Origin of the sequence: Halomonas sp. DP3Y7-2, from assembly GCF_019800795.1 — a bacterium.
Classification (GTDB): Bacteria; Pseudomonadota; Gammaproteobacteria; order Pseudomonadales; family Halomonadaceae; genus Halomonas; species Halomonas litopenaei_A.
On the sequence record NZ_JAHVKJ010000011.1, the window covers coordinates 472,738 to 491,752 of the forward strand.

Annotated in this window: 19 protein-coding genes; 10 read left to right on the forward strand and 9 right to left on the reverse strand. The window is 60.7% G+C overall.

Features of this window, described 5'->3' with window-relative positions:
• Nucleotides 1-178: 178 nt before the first annotated feature.
• Nucleotides 179-1,096: a YeeE/YedE thiosulfate transporter family protein gene (locus KUV45_RS17725; RefSeq protein ID WP_222163663.1), complete on the reverse strand. Its 918-nt coding sequence runs from the start codon at nucleotides 1,094-1,096 to the stop codon at nucleotides 179-181.
• A gap of 385 nt (nucleotides 1,097-1,481) precedes the next feature.
• On the opposite strand from KUV45_RS17725, the gene KUV45_RS17730 reads away from it, so the two are divergent.
• The 4 genes from KUV45_RS17730 (at nucleotide 1,482) to putP (ending at nucleotide 7,692) form a co-directional block, all read left to right on the forward strand.
• A complete protein-coding gene (locus KUV45_RS17730) occupies nucleotides 1,482-1,745 on the forward strand; it encodes a hypothetical protein (RefSeq protein WP_308126723.1) in 264 nt (87 codons plus the stop codon).
• A 92-nt stretch (nucleotides 1,746-1,837) separates the two neighbouring features.
• On the forward strand, nucleotides 1,838-2,686 hold the full coding sequence (locus tag KUV45_RS17735) for an AraC family transcriptional regulator (RefSeq protein ID WP_206943552.1): 849 nt from the start codon (nucleotides 1,838-1,840) through the stop codon (nucleotides 2,684-2,686).
• Between the two features lie 159 nt (nucleotides 2,687-2,845).
• Entirely contained in the window at nucleotides 2,846-6,037 is a 3,192-nt protein-coding gene (gene putA / locus KUV45_RS17740; RefSeq protein ID WP_222163664.1) for a bifunctional proline dehydrogenase/L-glutamate gamma-semialdehyde dehydrogenase PutA, read from the forward strand.
• A 176-nt stretch (nucleotides 6,038-6,213) separates the two neighbouring features.
• Nucleotides 6,214-7,692 carry a sodium/proline symporter PutP gene (gene putP / locus KUV45_RS17745; RefSeq protein WP_222163665.1) on the forward strand — a complete coding sequence of 493 codons (1,479 nt, stop codon included), beginning with the start codon at nucleotides 6,214-6,216 and terminating at the stop codon, nucleotides 7,690-7,692.
• A 150-nt stretch (nucleotides 7,693-7,842) separates the two neighbouring features.
• On the opposite strand, the gene KUV45_RS17750 is transcribed toward putP, so the two are convergent.
• Entirely contained in the window at nucleotides 7,843-8,190 is a 348-nt protein-coding gene (locus KUV45_RS17750) for a hypothetical protein (protein ID WP_222163666.1), read from the reverse strand.
• A 515-nt stretch (nucleotides 8,191-8,705) separates the two neighbouring features.
• Here KUV45_RS17750 and KUV45_RS17755 point away from each other — a divergent pair.
• Both KUV45_RS17755 and KUV45_RS17760 read left to right on the forward strand, forming a co-directional pair.
• Nucleotides 8,706-9,314, forward strand: a complete 609-nt coding sequence (locus KUV45_RS17755) for an OmpW family protein (protein WP_206943560.1) — start codon at nucleotides 8,706-8,708, stop codon at nucleotides 9,312-9,314.
• A 202-nt stretch (nucleotides 9,315-9,516) separates the two neighbouring features.
• Nucleotides 9,517-10,158 carry an OmpW family protein gene (locus KUV45_RS17760; RefSeq protein ID WP_206943562.1) on the forward strand — a complete coding sequence of 214 codons (642 nt, stop codon included), beginning with the start codon at nucleotides 9,517-9,519 and terminating at the stop codon, nucleotides 10,156-10,158.
• Nucleotides 10,159-10,269: 111 nt separating this feature from the next.
• Here KUV45_RS17760 and KUV45_RS17765 read toward each other — a convergent pair whose 3' ends face one another.
• The 5 genes from KUV45_RS17765 to KUV45_RS17785 form a co-directional block, all read right to left on the reverse strand.
• Nucleotides 10,270-10,770 (reverse strand): gamma-glutamylcyclotransferase family protein, encoded by a 501-nt coding sequence (locus tag KUV45_RS17765; RefSeq protein ID WP_222163667.1) that lies wholly within the window; start codon nucleotides 10,768-10,770, stop codon nucleotides 10,270-10,272.
• Nucleotides 10,771-10,923: 153 nt separating this feature from the next.
• Entirely contained in the window at nucleotides 10,924-11,268 is a 345-nt protein-coding gene (locus KUV45_RS17770; RefSeq protein WP_222163668.1) for a YqcC family protein, read from the reverse strand.
• A 63-nt stretch (nucleotides 11,269-11,331) separates the two neighbouring features.
• Complete coding sequence (locus KUV45_RS17775; protein ID WP_222163669.1) at nucleotides 11,332-12,090, reverse strand: amino acid ABC transporter ATP-binding protein; 759 nt, start codon at nucleotides 12,088-12,090, stop codon at nucleotides 11,332-11,334.
• Nucleotides 12,087-12,761, reverse strand: coding sequence for an amino acid ABC transporter permease (locus tag KUV45_RS17780; RefSeq protein ID WP_206943566.1), 675 nt, complete (start codon nucleotides 12,759-12,761; stop codon nucleotides 12,087-12,089). Before KUV45_RS17780 ends, KUV45_RS17775 begins: the two co-directional genes overlap by 4 nt.
• 17 nt (nucleotides 12,762-12,778) lie before the next feature.
• The gene (locus tag KUV45_RS17785; RefSeq protein ID WP_206943567.1) at nucleotides 12,779-13,525 is read right to left on the reverse strand and encodes an amino acid ABC transporter substrate-binding protein; all 747 of its coding nucleotides are present in this window, start codon (nucleotides 13,523-13,525) and stop codon (nucleotides 12,779-12,781) included.
• 600 nt (nucleotides 13,526-14,125) lie between these two features.
• Here KUV45_RS17785 and KUV45_RS17790 point away from each other — a divergent pair.
• From KUV45_RS17790 to KUV45_RS17805, 4 genes are all read left to right on the forward strand, one after another.
• Complete coding sequence (locus tag KUV45_RS17790) at nucleotides 14,126-15,163, forward strand: DUF3549 family protein (protein WP_206943568.1); 1,038 nt, start codon at nucleotides 14,126-14,128, stop codon at nucleotides 15,161-15,163.
• A 43-nt stretch (nucleotides 15,164-15,206) separates the two neighbouring features.
• Entirely contained in the window at nucleotides 15,207-15,644 is a 438-nt protein-coding gene (locus KUV45_RS17795; RefSeq protein ID WP_206943569.1) for an ATP-dependent zinc protease, read from the forward strand.
• Between the two features lie 33 nt (nucleotides 15,645-15,677).
• Nucleotides 15,678-16,592, forward strand: coding sequence for a 30S ribosomal protein S6--L-glutamate ligase (gene rimK / locus KUV45_RS17800; protein WP_206943570.1), 915 nt, complete (start codon nucleotides 15,678-15,680; stop codon nucleotides 16,590-16,592).
• Between the two features lie 330 nt (nucleotides 16,593-16,922).
• A complete protein-coding gene (locus KUV45_RS17805) occupies nucleotides 16,923-17,420 on the forward strand; it encodes a hypothetical protein (RefSeq protein ID WP_206943572.1) in 498 nt (165 codons plus the stop codon).
• Between the two features lie 54 nt (nucleotides 17,421-17,474).
• On the opposite strand, the gene KUV45_RS17810 is transcribed toward KUV45_RS17805, so the two are convergent.
• Nucleotides 17,475-18,347, reverse strand: a complete 873-nt coding sequence (locus tag KUV45_RS17810; protein ID WP_222163670.1) for a vancomycin high temperature exclusion protein — start codon at nucleotides 18,345-18,347, stop codon at nucleotides 17,475-17,477.
• Nucleotides 18,348-18,401: 54 nt separating this feature from the next.
• Entirely contained in the window at nucleotides 18,402-18,974 is a 573-nt protein-coding gene (gene sufT / locus KUV45_RS17815; protein WP_222163671.1) for a putative Fe-S cluster assembly protein SufT, read from the reverse strand.
• Nucleotides 18,975-19,015 lie beyond the last annotated feature (41 nt).

The window sequence follows — 19,015 nt, forward strand, 5'->3', positions numbered from 1 at the left end:
GATAGTGCCAATAGCGCTGGCGATGTCGGTGGCCGTTTATCGTGGCGGTAGCGCGGCGCACGTATGATCAATAGGAACGTAGTCTGTTTGGCCTGGGCCTACCGTCAAAGGTATCAACGTGACTGCCTGAGACGTTTCCCCATACCCGCCACTGGCCAGAGGTTTGCTGTATGCCGCCTCAACGGGAGCGCTGGGTGAAACGCTCTTCCAACACCAATCCGAGCCATATCCCCAATATCATGAACAGGAGGGCGACGACCGCGCCGGGTGAACCGGCCGGGAGTGCGATCAGTAGCTGCAGGTCATTTCCTCCTAACGCCAGCGCAGCGCCGACCCCCATCCCCACCCCGGCGACAAGGTGTTTCATCCAGCGCGCCACCATGAAGGGCTCAGGCTCCTTGCGTCCACGACGCGGCGCTGCAGCCATCATTCCCGCCACGATCAACAGGCTGATCAACACTCGTGAGACGCTTGGCCAGTCAATGGGCATATGTTCCATCAATGGCCTCTGGGCGATATCGCGAATCAGTTGACTGGGTGACCAATGGGGTTCGAGCGCGCCGAGTACGCCACCAATAGCGCCAAACACCACCACGCCAGCATAGATACGGCGATGACCAGGAGAAAGGCGCCAGATCGCAAGCAGTGATAGCGCGACGACCCCCATCACCGCCCACCAGGCAGGCGCGAAGGTCATGTTCAGAGTGGTATAGGAGATGTCGCGGGATAGCCAATACAACAGCCACCATCCCAGGACCCAGCCGGCAATAGTGGCCAGCATATGCCACTGGCCTCTGGCCAGCGCCGACAGGGTCGAGATCGAGCAGCCATGATTGACCGCTGCTGCCAGGCCGAACAAGCCTCCTCCCAGGACGAAGGGCCAACCGGCGGCATGCCGCATCAACACGTCACCCAGGGGAAAATGCACCAACCATGGACTGATCATCCAGAACCAGGCGCCACAGCCCAGAATGGTCAGTAGCAGTCCAGGGCGCCACATGCGCAGGCCTTGTACCGCTCGGACCATACATAGCCCAGTTCGCTGGGCCAGCCAACCGAGCAGCACTGCCAGTACCAGCGTTACCCCTAAGACCATCAGCACCCCTCGTTGTCTCGGTATCCCCACCACGGATGCGACAGAGGCAACCTTGAGTCATCCATCAGGCAGGCCGTCTCCCGTGATGCCGCCGCTCTTAGCCAACGCATGTGCCCTGCGTAGGATCATTCATTCATCATGTAACAATATGCAATCCACGATGGGTGTACCACAGTCCCCCAGCGCGTAGGCGCGTCACGGGACATTCACGCCAAGATATGAGAGGCTGTCCCAGCGTCGCTCGCTTCCACCACTCTTGCGCAGCTCCACCATGACCTTGTCCTTGTTTCTCCTCGTTTTTGCCGTCTGCTTGGTTATCTTTCTGGCGGTGCTTGCGGTACTGATGTTATCGGGTACACCGCGATATAGGACGGAACCCCGCCACTTGCTGGACCTGTTCGACCGTGCCCTGGACAGCACAGTCAGCGAAGATGAGTGGAACGCGGTCATCCTCTATCCGATTCGCCACGACGAGTATCTGGAAGGCATCCGACGGCGGGCCCGCCACCTGGTTGAAGAGCACGGTCGGTTTGGGCGCGTCAGTCGAGGCAAGTCGCTGCTGGATCCTGCTGGGCATGAGGACCTGCGAGCATTGCGGGACCACCTGGCCGCTCACACGCGTCTGCAGGAACGCCGCCAGCAGCCGTAAGCCAGGATCGTAGCGAAAGACGGGTGTGCGATGAGAATTGTGCACCGATGAGTTATGATAGCCCCTTCATGAGCCTAGGCGGGAGGCATGGGATGAGCAGCGCCATCAGGCGAATTCCCCTGGATACCGCGACGCAACACCATTCTCACGACTACCACCAGATCGTTATCGCCCTGGCCGGTCGTGCTGACTTCGATATCGAGGGCCTTGGCGGCACCATAGAGCCATTCTGTGGTTGCATCGTTCCTGCCAACCATCTGCACTACTACGCTGGCACTGGCAACAACCGCCAACTGATCGTCGACCTCCCCCATGACGCCCTCGCCTTGACCGGCCATCATCACGAGCTATCGCGCCTGTTCGACGCACCGCGCTTCTTTACGCTGGACGCACCGCTGAGACGCTACCTGGATTTCCTGGTGGCAGAGCTTGACCATCTGGCCGAAGAAGGCCCGGTGCCAGCGCTCCACCAAGAGCGACTTGCCACGACCTTTCTCGGCTCTCTTCATGCGCGCTTAGCGGCTGACTGCGGAACCAATGCCCAGCACCGACGCATCGACCTGCGCGCCCTCGACCGCTACATCGATGATCACCTGGCAAGGCGCTTCAAGGTCGCTGATCTGGCGGCCTTCGCCTGTCTCAGCGAAACCCACTTCACCGAGCGTTTCCGCGCCCAGACAGGGTTATCTCCCTGGCAATATGTCATGCGCCGACGCCTTCAGGCCTCGCAACGGCTGTTGCTGCGAAGCCGCCTGCCTCTTTCCGAGATTGCAGCCCTCACGGGTTTTGCCCATCAAAGCGCCCTGTCACGTGCCTACCGCAAGCACTTTGGCCACCCGCCCAGCCAAGCACGACGCCACCTGAGCGGCGCTGCCGCGTTGAATCACGCTCACCTCTCTGCCAACACGGCTCAACCTGCCAAAACTGCACAACAAGGCTAGGGTTAAGACACAAGGACCGGGGATTTAGCAAATCCTTCGGTGGATATGGCAAGCATGAAAGATGTCTGCCACCTAGGCTTGCCACCATGCCCAAGTTTCGCGACTCGGTTCGCGATTCGCTCTTCCCGCCCCCTGGCGGTTCACTCTTTGGGGACTGACATGCTCAACGCCAACAACATGCTCGACAACGCCACCTGGCAGCAGGATCTGGACACCCTCTTTACCCGTATCAGCGACCATTACGTGGTCGCGGAAGACGCTTATGTGGGTGAGCTGATCGCGCTGATCGATGGCAAGGACGAGCACATCGAGCGCGTCGCACAGAAGACAGCGTCACTCGTCCGCGAGGTCCGCGAGATGGATACCGCGGTAGATACCATCGACGAGCTGCTGCAGCAGTACAGCCTGGACACCCATGAAGGCCTCATGCTGATGTGTCTGGCTGAAGCCATGCTGCGCATCCCCGACAAGGAAACAGCGGACGCGCTGATCGAAGATCGTCTGGGTCCCGCGGACTGGAAAGCGCACCTCGGCAAGAGCGAGTCGTGGATGGTCAATGCCTCTACCTGGGGGCTTCTGATGACCGGGCGCGTGGTCAGCCTGGACAAGCCCAAAGACGGCAAGCCCAGCGGCTTTATCAACAAGATGGTCAATCGCATGGGTGAGCCGGTGATTCGCCGAGCCATGGTTGAGGCGATGAAGGTCATGGGCAAGCAGTTTGTCCTCGGCCGCGACATCGACGAAGCGCTCAAGCGCTCCAAGCCGCTGTTCGACAAGGGCTACACCTATTCCTATGACATGCTGGGTGAGGCCGCTCGTACTCGCCGTGATGCCGGCCGCTACTACGAAGACTACGCCACCGCCATCCGTCAGGTCGGCAAGACCAGCCGCCAGCTGGCTGACAAGACCCCAGCACCGTCTGTGTCCATCAAGCTTTCGGCGCTGCACCCCCGCTACGAATTCGGCCGTCGCGAGCAAGTGCTGAACGAGCTCGTCGGCACCGTCAAGGAACTCGTGGCACTTGCCCGCGAGAACGACGTCGCCGTTACCATCGATGCCGAGGAAGTCGACCGCCTGGAGCTCTCCCTGGAGGTCTTCCGCGCCGTCTACGAAAGCGACGTTTGCAAGGGCTGGGGCCATTTCGGACTGGTCGTACAGGCATACTCCAAGCGCGCCTTGCCGGTCCTTCACTACCTCAACCGTCTGGCCGACTTCCAGGGCGACGAAATCCCCCTGCGTCTGGTCAAGGGCGCCTACTGGGATACTGAAATCAAGGAATCCCAGCAGCTGGGAGTCGACGGCTACCCGGTCTATACGCGCAAGGCCTCCACTGACGTGGCCTATCTCGCCTGCGCCCGCTTCCTGCTGTCGGACGCCACCAAGGGCCGCATCTTTCCCCAGTTCGCGACCCACAATGCCCACACCATCTCCACCATTCTGGAGCAGGCCAACCACACGCGCAGACCGTTTGAATTCCAGCGCCTGCATGGCATGGGTGAAGCGCTATACGATGCCGCACTTCAGCGCGCGCCCGAAGGCACCTACTGCCGCATCTATGCGCCGGTAGGGGCACACAAGGACCTGCTGCCCTACCTGGTCCGCCGGCTGCTGGAAAACGGTGCCAACTCATCCTTCGTGCACCAGCTCGTCGACCCGAAGGTGCCGGTGGAGTCTCTTTGCGTACACCCCATCGAGACCCTGCGTCAGTACAAGACCATCGCCAACCCGCAGATCCCTCTGCCGCGTGACATCTACGGTGCCCATCGCCCCAACTCCAAGGGCGTCAACCTGACCATCAACAGTCAGTACCAGCCGCTGATGGAGGCCATGTCCGCGCACATGGACACCACCTACAAGGCCCAGCCCCTGCTGGCCTTCGACATTGCCGAGGACGCCGCACAGACGCATCAGGTCACCAGCCCCTATGACCGCAGCAAGACCGTCGGCAGCGTGCAGTGGACCACCCGCGAACAAGCGGAGAAAGCCATTGATGCTGCCTGGGCAGCCTTCCCCGACTGGGAAGCCACCCCCGTCAAGCAGCGCGCCGATATCCTGCGTCGCTTCGCCGACCTGATGGAAGAGCACCTGGCGGAACTGATGGCGCTATGTTCTCGCGAAGGGGGCAAGCTGCTGACCGATGGCGTGGATGAAATCCGCGAGGCCGTCGACTTCTGTCGTTACTACGCCGTTCGCGCCGAAGAGCTGTTTGCCGAGCCTACTGATCTGCCCGGCCCAACCGGCGAGTCCAACCGCCTGCACATGGGTGGCAAGGGGGTATTCGCCGCCATCAGCCCCTGGAACTTCCCTGTCGCCATCTTCTGTGGGCAGCTGGTGGCTACCGCCGTTGCGGGCAATACGGTACTGGCCAAGCCAGCGGAGCAGACGTCGATTGTGGCCCATCGCGTGGTCGAGCTGCTCTATCAGGCCGGCATGCCCCGCCACGTCGTCCAGCTATTGCCGGGTGATGGACCTACCGTGGGTAGCGTGCTGACCAGTGATCCTCGCATCACCGGGGTGGTGTTCACCGGTGGAACAGACACAGCACAGATCATTAATCGTGCCCTGGCCGAGCGTGAGAACGCTGCACTGCCTACCCTGGTGGCAGAGACCGGGGGAATGAATGCCATGATCGTGGACTCTACCGCCCTGCCAGAGCAGGTCGTTGCGGACGTGATTCACTCTGCCTTCCAGAGTGCCGGTCAGCGCTGCTCGGCACTGCGCGTTCTCTACCTGCAGGACGACGTTGCCGACCGCGTGCTGGAAATCCTTGATGGCGCCATGGCAGAGCTGCACGTCGGCGACCCCCGTGACCTGGGTACTGACGTAGGCCCGGTGATCGACGAGGATGCGTCTCGCAACCTTCAGGCACACATCGACAAGCTCAAGAGCGAGGGACGCCTGATCAGTGAGACGCCGCTGAAGCCTGAGCACACCCGCAATGGGACCTTTATCGCCCCCGCCGCCTTCAACATCGACAGCATCGATGCCCTGGAGCGCGAGCAGTTCGGGCCGGTATTGCACGTAGTGCGCTGGAAGTCCAAGGACCTCGACAAGGTCATTGCCTCCATCAATGGCCGTGGCTACGGGCTGACCTTTGGTGTTCACAGCCGCAACGAATCCTTTGCCGCTGAAATAGCGCGGAAAATGCGAGTTGGTAACGTCTACATCAATCGCAATATCATTGGCGCAGTCGTAGGCGTTCAGCCCTTCGGCGGGCAAGGTCTGTCCGGCACAGGCCCCAAGGCCGGTGGGCCGCACTACCTGCTGCGCTTCGCGACCGAAAAGACGGTAACGAACAACACTGCAGCGCTGGGAGGCAATGCGTCGCTGCTGGCACTGGGAGACGAATGACCGGTCGGCCACGGCCGCTGGCATCGGTGGTCTTCTCCGTTACCCCGGGGAAGGCCACCACACCGCAGGGACGCGAACGACCACCGCGCCCACTGAAGGGGTCATCGGTCTTGCTATAAAGACGGTGACGAGAGAACGCCATTCACCCACGACAAAAACCACAAGGAACGCACCCCATGGTCGAAAATAACGCCACGATTGGCATTACGTTCGCGCTCTACCTGATACTGATGCTGGTCATCGGCATCATCGCCTACAAGCGCACCACCAACCTGTCAGACTACATTCTTGGCGGCCGCTCCCTGGGTCCCTGGACATCGGCCATCTCGGCGGGTGCCTCGGACATGTCGGGCTGGCTGTTGCTGGGTCTTCCCGGCGCCGCTTACGTCAGCGGACTGTCTGCATCCTGGATTGCCGTCGGCCTGCTGATCGGCACCTGGCTGAATTGGCTCATCGTCGCACGTCGCATGCGCATCTATACCTTCAAGGCCAGTGATGCGCTGACCCTGCCGGACTTCTTTGCCAAACGCTTCCGCGAGAAGGCGCCTCTGCTGCGGGTCATCTCGGCGGTGTTCATCCTGCTGTTCTTCCTGTTCTATACCAGTTCTGGTCTGGTGGCAGGCGGCAAGCTGTTCGAGACCGTATTTGGTTTCGACTACACCATCGCGGTCACCGTCGGCACCCTCGCGATCATCTCCTACACCTTCTTTGGTGGCTTCCTGGCGGTATCCTGGACGGACCTTATCCAGGGCCTGATGATGGCCGCCGCGCTGCTGATCGTTCCGGTCATCGCCTTGACTGAGCTGGGCGGGCTCGGTGCCAGCGGCCAGCAGATCCTGGCAGAGAACCCCGACATGCTGAGCTGGTTCGTCGATGCTTCCACCGGCGAAACTCTCAGTGCCATCGGCATCATCAGCTCCTTGGCCTGGGGTCTTGGCTACTTCGGTCAGCCCCACATTCTGGCGCGCTTTGCCGCCATTCGCTCCGAAGCGGACATTCCCACTGCACGCCGCATCGCCGTCACCTGGTCAGGACTGTGCCTGGTCTGCGCCATGGCCGTGGGCCTGCTGGGCCTGGTCTACATGACCCGTGACCTGGGTGACGGTGAGACCATCTTCATGGTGATGGTCAACGCCATCTTCCACCCTCTGGTCGCAGGCGTTCTGCTGGCAGCCATTCTGGCGGCGGTGATGTCCACCGCGGATTCGCAGCTGCTGGTGTCCTCCTCTGCCCTGACCGACGACTTCTACAAGGCGCTGTTCCGCCCCGATGCCAGCCAATCAGAGCTGGTCTGGGTGGGACGCCTGGCTGTCGTGGGTATCGCCATCGTCGCCTACCTGCTGGCCATGAACCCTGACTCCACCGTACTGGGTCTGGTGTCTTATGCCTGGGCAGGTTTCGGTGCCGCCTTCGGTCCTGCCCTGATCATGTCGCTGTACTGGCGCCGCATGAACCAGTGGGGCGCCCTGGCCGGCATCGTGGTCGGCGGCGTCACCGTCGTGGCTTGGGCTGAACTGTCAGGTGGCCTGTTTGATCTGTATGAAATCGTACCGGGCGTGATCTTTGCCTACATCGCCATCGTGGTGGTCAGTCTTGCCACTCAGGAGCCTAGCCGCGAGATCACCGAAGAGTTCGATACACTGGAAGATGCATAAGCGCTGAATGACAGCCGTCACGCAGAAGGCCGCCCAGATGGGCGGCCTTCTGCATATGGGACGGCCTTCTCATATGGGGCGGTATTTGGCCTGTCACTAGTCACTGGTCACTGCTCACTGCGCCTCGGCCGTTGCATCACTCGGATGCCGTTATATCACGCCAATGGAGCGGGCCAACAACAAGGTGACGAAGGTCGCCAGGGCCAAGGGGTACCAGGGCGCGGCGCTCGCTCTCCGCAGCCACATGAGCATGCGAGACGCGCCGACAGTGGGCGCTGTGACCAACGGGTAGCACAATGGCAGTGCCAAGCCGACGCCGACTACCCAAAGCCCTAGCCCCACCATCAACACACGAGCAGGCAGTGTCAGGCCACTGATCAGCCAGGGCTCCAGCAGCAGCCACACCGCCAACAAGGCGGAGGCGCCCAGCGCCAAGGCTGCCATCCCCCAAGGCACGTTGGAGACGCCCAGCAACCGGCTTCGGTTACGTCTGATCACAATGCCGCCCCCGCCATTGGTAGATGATTACCTCACAGTGAAGACGATTTCCGTCCGTTCAGCGAGGTTTCGCGTGGACCACCCGTTGCCATTGCCCAGGTGTCCCCTGCTAGCCTGAGGCGTCGTCCACGGCAATTGACCGCCCCGTGTTGGCTTTCTCACTGCTGTCCCCTGGCCTTCCAGTCCTTGGCCTTCTGGCACCTGGACTTCTGGCACCTGGACTTCTGGCCTCTAGCGTTTGCCCCTCGGGCCGTCGCTCCTGCGCCGTGGACTCAGCTTTTGTCTCGTGGCACTCCGCTGTTTGGCCCGTCACACACCCCAAATGTGCAAAAAAGTTGTACAGATTTGATTCAGTGACACGGCACCAGCTCGTTAGTTCCATAGTTTTTCGCTAGTTATCCCTATCGACTCGATTATTTATTTCTACAAGACATTTAGAAACACTGTTCGTAAACTGTGCCCTGTACAACATAGCTTCACCTTTCGAAGCCATAGGATCATCAAGGAGGTCCACCATGAAAATGACACGACTGATGGGAACCGCTGCTCTTCTCGCCACCACTGCTTTTGCTGCGCAGTCCGCCATGGCCTACCAGGCTGGTGACTTCTATGTGCGCGGTGGCTTTGAGAAGGCCGATCCCACTTCAGACAATGGTGACATCGCTGGTCAGGACATTGATGTCTCCGAAGAGAATGGATTTGCCTATGGCGCAGGTTACCTGTTCCACGACAAGTTCGGCGTCGAGCTGAACGGCTCCGAAGCCATGGAGCATGATATTGCTGTCGGCGGCGGCAACATTGGTAGCGTGGACCGCACCCCGGTCAACCTGATGCTCAACTACTACCCGCTGGGTGGCGTCGAAAACGCCCGTGTTCACCCCTACGTTGGCGTGGGCATGAACTACACCCACTTCTCGGACGAGAGCTTCAACGCCGAATTGGATAGCTCCTATGGCGCAGCCGCACAGGTTGGTCTTGACCTGAGCGTCACTGACAACCTGCTGGTGGGCACCTACGCACGCTACGCTGACGTCGACTCCGATATCGAAGTGAATGGCAGCGACGTCGGCGAAGCCGAAATCGATCCGATGACCATCGGTGCAGGCGTCACCTACCGCTTCTAACCAGAAGTAATTGAAAGACAGCGTCTGATTTCCATAGATCGCTGACACCACGGCGCCTGGCTTTCCAGGCGCCGTTTTCGTTGGCCAATCCATTGGCATGAACCGAAAGAGGTATTGAGGCAGGTCAATAACTGCATTCTCACTACAGCATAGACTGGCTCACATCGGGTCCGCCCATTCGCCAGTACGCAAGGAGAACTGCATGCGCCATCCCCTGGTCACTACCGCACTGATTGCCACCCTTGGCTCCGCTGCCCTCGTCAGCACACAAGCGCTTGCCGACTATGGCAAGGGCGACTTCTATACCCGCGTCGGTGTGGCCAAGGTCAAGCCTGACTCCGACAACGGTTCCTTGATGGGCGGCACCATGGACACCGATGTCCATGACGACAACGGTTTTGCCTTCACCCTCGGCTACCGCTTCCACGACAAGTTTGGCGTCGAACTGCTGGCCGCCGAGCCCTTCGAGCACGACGTGGACCTGAACGTGGGTGGCAACGATATTGGCGCGAGCGTCGAGCATCTGCCGCCGACTCTGACCGTGCAATACTATCCCTTCGGTGGCACCGCTTCCCGTGTCCAGCCCTATGCCGGCATCGGCGTCAACTACACCCACTTCTCTGATGAAGACATCGACCTTCAGGGTGCTGACCTGGACCTGGAAGAGTCCTGGGGCTGGGCTGGCCAGGCGGGCCTGGATCTGCTGATCGACGATCACTGGGCGGCCAACATGGCGGTGTGGTACCTGGATATCGACAGCGACGTCGATCTCAATGGCGAGGATATCGGCGAGATCGAGGTGGACCCCTACGTGATCATGGCCGGCATCAGCTACCGCTTCTGATCCAGAGCACGTCCGCATACATGCAGCGCCCGCACCTGCCAGGCAGGCGCGGGCGCTGTGCTGTCAATGCCAGTGGCTGAGCCTGGGTGAGGCTCGAGCGAGGCAGCGGCTCTAGCGTGGATGGTGGCGAGAAAGTCCCAACCTCCCCAGGGTGGCATCATCGAGGTGCTCGACGGCCTCCACCGCTGCCAGCGCCTGGTGGTAGCCCTCGCTCAGGAAGTCACGACCGGCCAGCAGGTGCTCGAGGTACTCGCGGGCGGGCTTGAGCCCCTCCCCCTGGCGCTCGGCGCTGGCGATATACACCCAGGCATCGATCACCCCCTCGGCGGTCTGCAGTGGCAAGCGCTGGCGCGTGTATTCATGGGGATAGCCTTCGAAGGGATCCATGGACGCGATCTGCTCAGGCACCATCAGCTCGAACAGGGCCCCTTCAACGCGCTTGCCAGCGGCGGGCACCACATTGGCGTGGGCGATCCCCGGTACTTTCGAGGCCTTGTTGAAACGCAGTGCGTATTCCTCAAGGGTCGCAGGCAGCACGCGTCGCGTTTCTCCGATACGGGCGTCGACCCGTGCAAGGTTCATGTTACTGCCGTAGGCAAAGTACCAGGGCACGTTACGCTCCTTATCATCTTCGCGTGAGTGTTCATGACAGCGTCGGCTGACCTACTGCACACTCTCTAGACCACTACCTAAAACACTATCTAGAACAGTATCCGCATCACGGTGCGCACCGGCGATACGCGCTCTGCCGAGGCTGGTGCGGTCTCAGTTCTCGGTGATCAAACGGTCAATGTCTTCCACCACCTTGCGCAGCAACACGCGATCCTGAGCGCTGGCCCCTTCCTGAATCAGATAGGCATCTACCGCAGGAGCGACATCACAGCTGGCGGGCAGCGCTGCCTGTTGATCTACCAGCACCTCAAGGCGTGCAATGAACACAAAGCGCAGCCATTGGGGCAGTGACATGGTGTCGATACAAAACGGCTGCTGACTGTTGAATGCCGCCGGCTCAGGCTTGTCCATGCGCCACATGTTGGCGGCCTTCATGGTGGCCTGAAGCTCCCTCAGGGCTGCGGCAAGATCATCATGTACAGTGGGTTCGGTCGGCATGCAGCCTCCCTGTCGTTAAAAATGAATAAGGATGGGGCTCTGAAGCCAACGGACCGACCCGCCCTAGCCGGGCGAGAGTGCGTCATCCGCAGGCAGCACCTTGCGTAGAAAATCGCGGGTCCGCGGATCCTGGGGCGATGTAAACAGCACCGAGGGTGGCCCCTGCTCGATAATGCGCCCACCTTCCATGAACACCACACGATCGGCCACGTCCCTCGCGAATGCCATCTCGTGGGTCACCACCAGCATGGTCTGTCGCTCCCGGGCCAGCTGCTTCATCAGTGCGAGCACTTCATCTACCCATTCAGGGTCCAGTGACGAGGTCGGTTCATCGAACAGAATGACCTCTGCCTGGGCGGCCATGGCACGGCCAATACCCACGCGCTGCTGCTGCCCTCCAGAAAGCGATGCCGGATAGGCATCCGCCTTGTCCGCCATGCCGATGCGCTCGAGAATCTCGCGGGCACGGGCGTGGGCCTTGGCCTTGGGCCAGCGGTTGACGACAATCAAGCCCTCCGCGATGTTCTCCAGGGCAGTCTTGTTGGCGAACAGCGCGTAGTTCTGAAAGACGAAGGCAGTCCTGCGTCGAACTTCCAGGATGGAGGACTTGCTGGCAGATGCCAGGTCCAGGCTCAGCGAGCCCAGGGTAAGGCGTCCGCCATCAGGCCGCTCAAGAAAGTTGAGGCATCGCAGCAAGGTCGACTTGCCGGTACCGGACGGCCCGATGACCACGATAATCTCGCCCTGCTCGATGTTCAGGTCGATGCCATCAAGCACTCGCGTATCACCGAAGCGCTTGCTTAGCTGTTCTATCTTGATCATCGCCGATAGGCCTCATTGAGTCGGTATTCGAGACGTCGCTGCAGCCACGCCAGCGCCTCCACGATGGCCCAATAAATCAGCGCGACGGTGATAAAGGCTTCGAAGTAGAGAAAACTGCCCGCCGCCTCTTTCTGGGTGGCTCCCATCAGCTCGGTAACGCCGAGGGTAAACGCCAGCGAGGTCGCCTTGATCATGTCGATGAAATAGTTCATCAACGTCGGCACGGCGATGCGAGTTGCCTGGGGCAACACGATCCGACGCATCAGCTGTCCATTGGTCATGCCTATCGACAGCGCGGCTTCGGTCTGGCTGCGGTCGACGCCGACAATGGCGGCACGTATGGACTCTGCCATATACGCGGAAAAATGCAGGGTCAGCCCCATGATGGTCGCGGTAATGCCATCAATAGCGGTTAGAAAGGACAGCGCTTGGGGCAGCCCGTAATAGAACAGGAAAAGCTGCACCAGCAGCGGCGTACCTCGAAAGAACGAGATAAACCACAGCGTCAATCCATTGAGCACCGGTATCTTGAGGACCCGAACCACCGCCAGCAGACTGGCAAGGGCCAGGGCCAGCACCATTCCAGCCAATGCCATGCCTAGCGTCAGCGGCAGATAGCTCAACAGAATGGGCACCAGCCCAAGCATGTAATCGAGATCGAGGAGCTTCATGTGCTGGCCACCCTCACTCAGGGCGTGGTGATGTCGGCATCAAACCAGCGCTGTGAAATCTCGCCCAGAGTGCCATTGTCACGCAGGGTCTCGAGCGCCTGATCCACCTGATCCCGCAGTGCCTCGTCTTCCTGGCGGAAGGGAAGCGCATTGCGAATCTCGGAAAACGGCTTGCCGGCGAGGGCCAACGGCAGCGGTTTCTCCTTGATCACCTGGGTCGCACTGACGCGGTCCATGACAAAGGCATCAACACGCCCGAGCGCGGTGTCCTGCTCGATATTGCTTTCGTAGGTGCGAATGTCCACCTCGTCAGCGAAAGGGAGCTCACGCAACAGCTGCTCGTAATTGGACCCCAGGTTGACGGCGACCGTCTTGCCTGCCAGGTCCTCGACACCGGTCACCTCGTCATTACCTTCCCGGGTAACCACCTGGGCGCCATCGTAGACATAGGGCGACGTGAACAGATACTTCTGTTCGCGCTCCTCAGTGATGGTGATCTGGTTGGCGATGGTGTCGATACGGCCCGACTCCAGCATGCCAAAGAGGCCTGAGAAATTGGCAGTGACAAACTCAACCTCAACGCCCATTTCGTCGGCCACCGCCTCCATGACGTCGACCTCGAATCCCTTCAGGGTGTCCTGTTCGACAAAGGTGAAGGGGAAATAACCACCCGACATGCCCACCTTGAGCGGATCAGCGTAGGCATTGCTGGCGAGACCGAGAGCACCAGCGATAGCGAGAGATGCGGCCAGTTGGCGAACCATGGACGACTCCTTCAAGACAGTAATGGACAGCAAAGGGAGAGACAGTTGGAGGCAACCTGAACAATTTCAACCAACGGCCCACCCTCGCCTCAGCATAATTTGGAATAAACGACCCCCATTATATTCCATTTAGATAGCAGACGCAGTGGAAAAGCTGCCTAGCAGCCATAGCTCGCGGCTATGACCAGGAGACAACAGCCCTCCTGGCAACGCCTATCGCCTGGTCGGTCCTGCCTACAGCATGGATCTGGGACATCACAGCGGCGGAGCTAAACGTGAAGAGACACCTGATGGGGCCTCGGGCAGCAGTGGTTAGGCGGCAAGAGCAGCCCCATCGCTATCACGATCAACAGCGACAGCAACAGGCATGACACCCACAGGGACCAGCGACGCTTTCATGCACAGAAGCCCTGCATGTCCCTGTGGATAACCGCTGAACAGACTGGCACAGCGCGCTACTGGCGGCCTTTAGCGGCACCTGGTCAAAAAATCGCCAGCGAATCGTGCCACCACGTATTCCATAGCGGTAAATTTAGCGGTCAGACGGCTGACAGACCTGCCGCTGCACGATAGAGTGCACGCTGATCTTCCGGAGCGACCATGCAAGCGATCCACTCTCTTCACGACTTCTTCCGCCTCACCGGTGCCGACGTGCATCTTTACCATATGGGGCGTCGCGTACATCCTTGCTCGCTGGACACCCTGGCTGACTTCGAGGCCGGCGATGTGCCCTGGCCAGAACCCTGGCAAGGCAAGGCCAGGCTGGCCATGGTCTTCCGCCTTGGCGACATGCAGGACCCACTGATCTGGTTTCTGGCCCTTCCGCTGGATGAGCAAGGCTTGTTGGATGCGGCTCAACGGGATGCTTTTCTGGAGCGCCTGCTATCGACCCTGGGGCGAAGCGCCGAGCAGCTAGAGGCATCGGCCGAGGACGAGATTGACAACCTGATGAAGGACAATCCGCTGGCCTTCACGCCGTCACTGGCTTTCCAGGCAGTCTTGCACGCCCGCGCCAGCGCCGAGCTCGAGCGCCCCGCCAGCGAACACCTCGAGCCCGTCGAGGCCTTCTTCGCCGGACAGGCCGGCCATGATTGGCAGGCACTGGGACTGCAAGGCCTTGCCGACTACGTGGTGCGACTGTCCACCGACACCGAGCGTCAACTGCGCCATGCAATCCCGCAGCTGCACAGCGAAGTACTGACATCGCTATGCTACTGTCTGGAACATGTCGCCATTGATGAGGCCGTGGCAGACAGCCTGCGGCAACGGGGCGAGCAAGCTGCCCGTGACGGCGATATCGAGACCTACTGCGCCTGCATCAGGGCCGTCGGTGGAGGTTCCCGTCGCGTTGCTGCCGACTGGTTCGATCAACTACTGGCCGACCGTCATGCCTGCGGTCCCGATGCGCTGGCGGCCATGGCCGCACGCGGATGGCAACATCTAGAGGACGCCGAACGCCTGCCCCGCTTTCTCGAGCGACTGGCAGCCAACGAGGAAGCTGACTTTATGGCACTCGCCAGGGACCTGGCACAGATCCCGCGGCTACGCCTGCCGGTGCTGATGACCCTGCGCCAGGCACCTGAGGGCTCAGCGACTGCCAGCCGCCTGGCAATCGTCAAGGGACGCCAGGGTCATTGAGCTGCCCACTGGTGTGTTCGGGTTACCCCTACAAGGAGACGATATGAAGGACCTGCCCTTTCAGGCACAAGCGGTTGTCGGTCGTCGCGAGATGGTGATCCTGCCGGACCTGCACCTGCATCTGTGTGCCAAGGTGGATACCGGCGCACGCACATCCGCCTTGCATGCCGAGGACATCGAGTCCTTCGAGGAAGACGATATTCTGTGGGTCAGCTTCGTCAGTCGCGCGGGCGGGCCTGATAGCCCGGCGCATCAATACCGCATGCACTTGCATGACAGGCGCAAGGTCACCAGCTCCAATGGTCACGCTGAGTGGCGCTACTTCGTGCGCACACGCATGCAGATGGGGGACCTGGAGTTTCCCGTCGAGCTGTCGCTGACCGACAGGCGCAATATGCGCCACCCCATGCTTCTGGGACGCCGTGCCCTTCGCCGCCTGCTGGTGGCACCGGGTGCCACTTTCCTTCACGGCGAACCCTGACGGTTCCACCGCCCCAGCTCTGGAGACTCGCACATGCACATCGCACTGCTGTCCCGCAATCGCAATCTCTACTCCACCCGTCGTCTGGTGGAAGCCGCCGAACAGCGCGGCCACACAGCACGCGTCGTGGATACCCTGCGCTGCTACATGAGCATCGCCTCGCACCACCCCTCCATTCATTACAAGGGGGAAGAGCTGGAGCCCTTCGACGCCGTCATCCCCCGGATCGGCTCGTCGGTCACCTTTTATGGATGTGCGGTCCTGCGACAGTTCGAGATGATGAACGTCACCGTTCTCAACGACAGCGTCGGGATCACTCGCTCACGCGACAAGCTACGCTCGTTGCAGCTGTTGTCCCGCAAGGGGATCGGCCTGCCGGTGACTGGCTTTGCCCACTCGCCAGACGACATTCCCGACCTGATCACCATGGTCAAGGGCGCTCCACTGGTCATCAAGCTGCTGGAAGGAACCCAGGGAATTGGTGTGGTCCTGGCGGAGACCAACCAGGCCGCTGAATCGGTGATTCAGGCCTTCATGGGAATGAAGGCCAATATCATGGTGCAGGAGTACATCAAGGAAGCCAGGGGCGCCGACATCCGCTGCTTTGTGATCGGCGACAAGGTGGTGGCGGCCATGAAGCGTCAGGCCGCCGAAGGTGAGTTCCGTTCCAACCTGCACCGTGGCGGCAGTGCCAGCGTCATCCGCATCACACCGGAAGAGCGTTCCACCGCGATCCGTGCTGCCAAGTCCATGGGCCTGCGCGTCGCTGGGGTAGATCTGCTGCGGTCCAACCACGGTCCCGTGGTCATGGAGGTGAACTCCTCTCCGGGCCTGCAAGGCATCGAGACGGCAACCGGCAAGGACATCGCCGGCCTGGTCATTGAACACCTCGAGAAGAGCGCCACCGCACGACCGAGGACACGGGCACCCGCCAAACCGAAAGGCTGAGGACGTCACGCCGATGACGACCTGAACGCCGCGCACCACAAGGGCGACCGCATCAGCGGTCGCCCTTGTGTTATCCGCTTCCCAGATCCCGGGTAGCCGAAAGCATGATCACCTTGATCACGCGAGGACGCCCAGGCTACCTATTTCGCCCGACTTCGCCGTCCCTAAAGGCGACATTTCCGCAAATAGTCGACGCTATATCTTACAAAGATAGACGAAGGTCGCAGTCAATTGCGCAGCGCGGCAAGAATCATAAATATTTGACAGATTAGGGGTGGCAAAACTCGTGTCAGAGCCCCACAATTTGCGTCACCGGAGGAGGTGACGCGCATGTTTCTCGATAATCGCCAGGTGGCGATGGACAGCCTGCTGGAAGCCCTGGCAGACAGCATTGACTATTTCCAGGACAACCTCGAGCGCCTGCGGCCGTCGCTGCGCGACGCGCTGGAGCCCCATTTCGAGACGCGTAAGAAGACCATGCGCGAGCTACAGAGCCTGGCCCGCGAACACCTGGATCTTCTGCCTCGCGATGCCGACGTGGAACGCGACGACTACATGTGGTTATGGAGTCGCCTCAAGAGCTTTGTCGGCAACGATTCTCAGGTCCTGATCAACGAACTGCTGGAGCAGGAGCGCGTGCTCATGCAGTCCCTGTCGACGCTGTTCACCCATCCCCTGCCGGCCCCCATCGAGCCGGTGCTGGACAGCATCTGGAAAGGTTGTCGCGCACTGATTCGCGAGCTCTACGACCTGCAGAAGTCGACAACCCCACGCCGTCAGACTGGACGCAAGCCCAACCGCGCAGGCTCTCGTCCGGGCAAGCGCTGATCGCTCAGCGCTTGTCCCCCATGGCGGATGTCCCGTCATGCACCAGCGCGTATCTTAGCGCCCAGCTGGCGCTGACTCCTCGGCCTGGTCGACGGGGTCGACATGAGCGTCAGCGTAGGAACTGGCAGAAGACGTTCGGCGAGAATCGACGCCAGACGTGTCTGCCGGCTCGCTGAGCAGTGCCGGCACTTCCTCGTCTGATATCCCGACTTCCAGCGCATCCTCGATGATGTCGTGGAGATCTCGAGCATCGGGTGACGCTTCCGGGGGAACGATACTCAGCGGCTCCAGGGGGCCCAGAAAACGAGGCTCCCGATCCCACAGGTAGAGGTCACCCAAGGTTGCCACCCGAGCCACCCACTCCCTGAGAATGAGCCACCAGGTATTTTCTCTCTCCGGTGCGGGACACCCCGCCACCTCAAGCCCCAGCGCATCGCCGATAAACAGCGCTCGCGGCAGGTGCCAGTCCTGGGTAATCAGCAGCGCGCGCTTGACCTCGAACACGTCACGCGCTCGGGCCAGCGTGTCGAAGGTGCTGAATCCGGCGTAATCCAGCGTCATGTCCACCTCACGGACACCCCGTTCCTTGAGGTCTCGCCACATCGTCACCGGCTCATTGTAATAGCGCGTCGAGTTGTCACCCGATACCAGCAGGTGCCGCAAGACCCCGTCATTCATCAACCGGGCCGCTGCAATCATCCGCCCCTCGAAATGAGGATTTCGCGCACCGCTACGGGTCCAGTGGGACGTGCCGAAGACAATTCCGACTTGATGGGGACGACACTCTGTCAGGCTGGGGGCGATCCGCTGGCGGGTGGACATGACCATCCAGGCGTTGGCCGCCACGAAGGCCAGCGCCAGCAGCAGTGCCAGGCTGCCAAGCACCAGCAATAGACGACGAAAGATGCTCAGCAGCGAATCGCGCATGGCAGTTCCAAGTAACAGCGGGAGCCCGGATCCGATCCAGCGCTGGGGCGAAGATCAGAACATGCCAAGTTCGAGCTTGGCTTCGTCGGTCATCATCTCACGACTCCAGGGGGGATCGAACACAATCTCGGTATGCACTTTCGAGATCTGAGGCGCCCCCAGAATCTTGTTGCGCGCATCCGCAGCAATCACGTCACCCATGCCACAGCCGGGCGCGGTCAGCGTCATGCGAATGGTCACGATTCGCTCACCGCTGATCAGCCGCTCTATGCGGCAACCATAGACCAACCCAAGATCCACAATATTGACCGGGATTTCAGGGTCGAAGCAGGTACGCAGCTGCTCCCACACGAAGGCCTCGATGGCGTCATCATCCGCCGCGGGATCCAGGGTCGGTCGCGGCAATGACTCGAGCCCTACCGCATCGAGGTTGGCGCCTTCAATGAGATACAGACGCCCTTCATAGGCGACACTGACCGTGCTGCCCTTGGCCTGCATCACCGAGACAACGCTGTCTTCGCTGAGCATCACTGTCTTGCCGAAGGGGATCGAGATGACGTCCACGTCTCGCTGCAGCGGCAACTGCTGCCCCTTGCTCAATTGAGCAATCTGATCGTACTCGCTCATGCACATCCTTAGCTGGCGATGCCAGTCACTCCGGTCGATGG

Excerpts from the sequence above, each read along its gene's own strand:
- KUV45_RS17725 (WP_222163663.1), bottom strand. The coding sequence starts at position 1,096 with ATGGTCTTAGGGGTAACGCTGGTACTGGCAGTGCTGCTCGGTTGGCTG.
- KUV45_RS17735 (WP_206943552.1), top strand. The coding sequence starts at position 1,838 with ATGAGCAGCGCCATCAGGCGAATTCCCCTGGATACCGCGACGCAACAC.
- putA (WP_222163664.1), top strand. The coding sequence starts at position 2,846 with ATGCTCAACGCCAACAACATGCTCGACAACGCCACCTGGCAGCAGGAT.
- putP (WP_222163665.1), top strand. The coding sequence starts at position 6,214 with ATGGTCGAAAATAACGCCACGATTGGCATTACGTTCGCGCTCTACCTG.
- KUV45_RS17755 (WP_206943560.1), top strand. The coding sequence starts at position 8,706 with ATGAAAATGACACGACTGATGGGAACCGCTGCTCTTCTCGCCACCACT.
- KUV45_RS17760 (WP_206943562.1), top strand. The coding sequence starts at position 9,517 with ATGCGCCATCCCCTGGTCACTACCGCACTGATTGCCACCCTTGGCTCC.
- KUV45_RS17770 (WP_222163668.1), bottom strand. The coding sequence starts at position 11,268 with ATGCCGACCGAACCCACTGTACATGATGATCTTGCCGCAGCCCTGAGG.
- KUV45_RS17775 (WP_222163669.1), bottom strand. The coding sequence starts at position 12,090 with ATGATCAAGATAGAACAGCTAAGCAAGCGCTTCGGTGATACGCGAGTG.
- KUV45_RS17780 (WP_206943566.1), bottom strand. The coding sequence starts at position 12,761 with ATGAAGCTCCTCGATCTCGATTACATGCTTGGGCTGGTGCCCATTCTG.
- KUV45_RS17785 (WP_206943567.1), bottom strand. The coding sequence starts at position 13,525 with ATGGTTCGCCAACTGGCCGCATCTCTCGCTATCGCTGGTGCTCTCGGT.
- KUV45_RS17790 (WP_206943568.1), top strand. The coding sequence starts at position 14,126 with ATGCAAGCGATCCACTCTCTTCACGACTTCTTCCGCCTCACCGGTGCC.
- KUV45_RS17795 (WP_206943569.1), top strand. The coding sequence starts at position 15,207 with ATGAAGGACCTGCCCTTTCAGGCACAAGCGGTTGTCGGTCGTCGCGAG.
- rimK (WP_206943570.1), top strand. The coding sequence starts at position 15,678 with ATGCACATCGCACTGCTGTCCCGCAATCGCAATCTCTACTCCACCCGT.
- KUV45_RS17805 (WP_206943572.1), top strand. The coding sequence starts at position 16,923 with ATGTTTCTCGATAATCGCCAGGTGGCGATGGACAGCCTGCTGGAAGCC.
- KUV45_RS17810 (WP_222163670.1), bottom strand. The coding sequence starts at position 18,347 with ATGCGCGATTCGCTGCTGAGCATCTTTCGTCGTCTATTGCTGGTGCTT.
- sufT (WP_222163671.1), bottom strand. The coding sequence starts at position 18,974 with ATGAGCGAGTACGATCAGATTGCTCAATTGAGCAAGGGGCAGCAGTTG.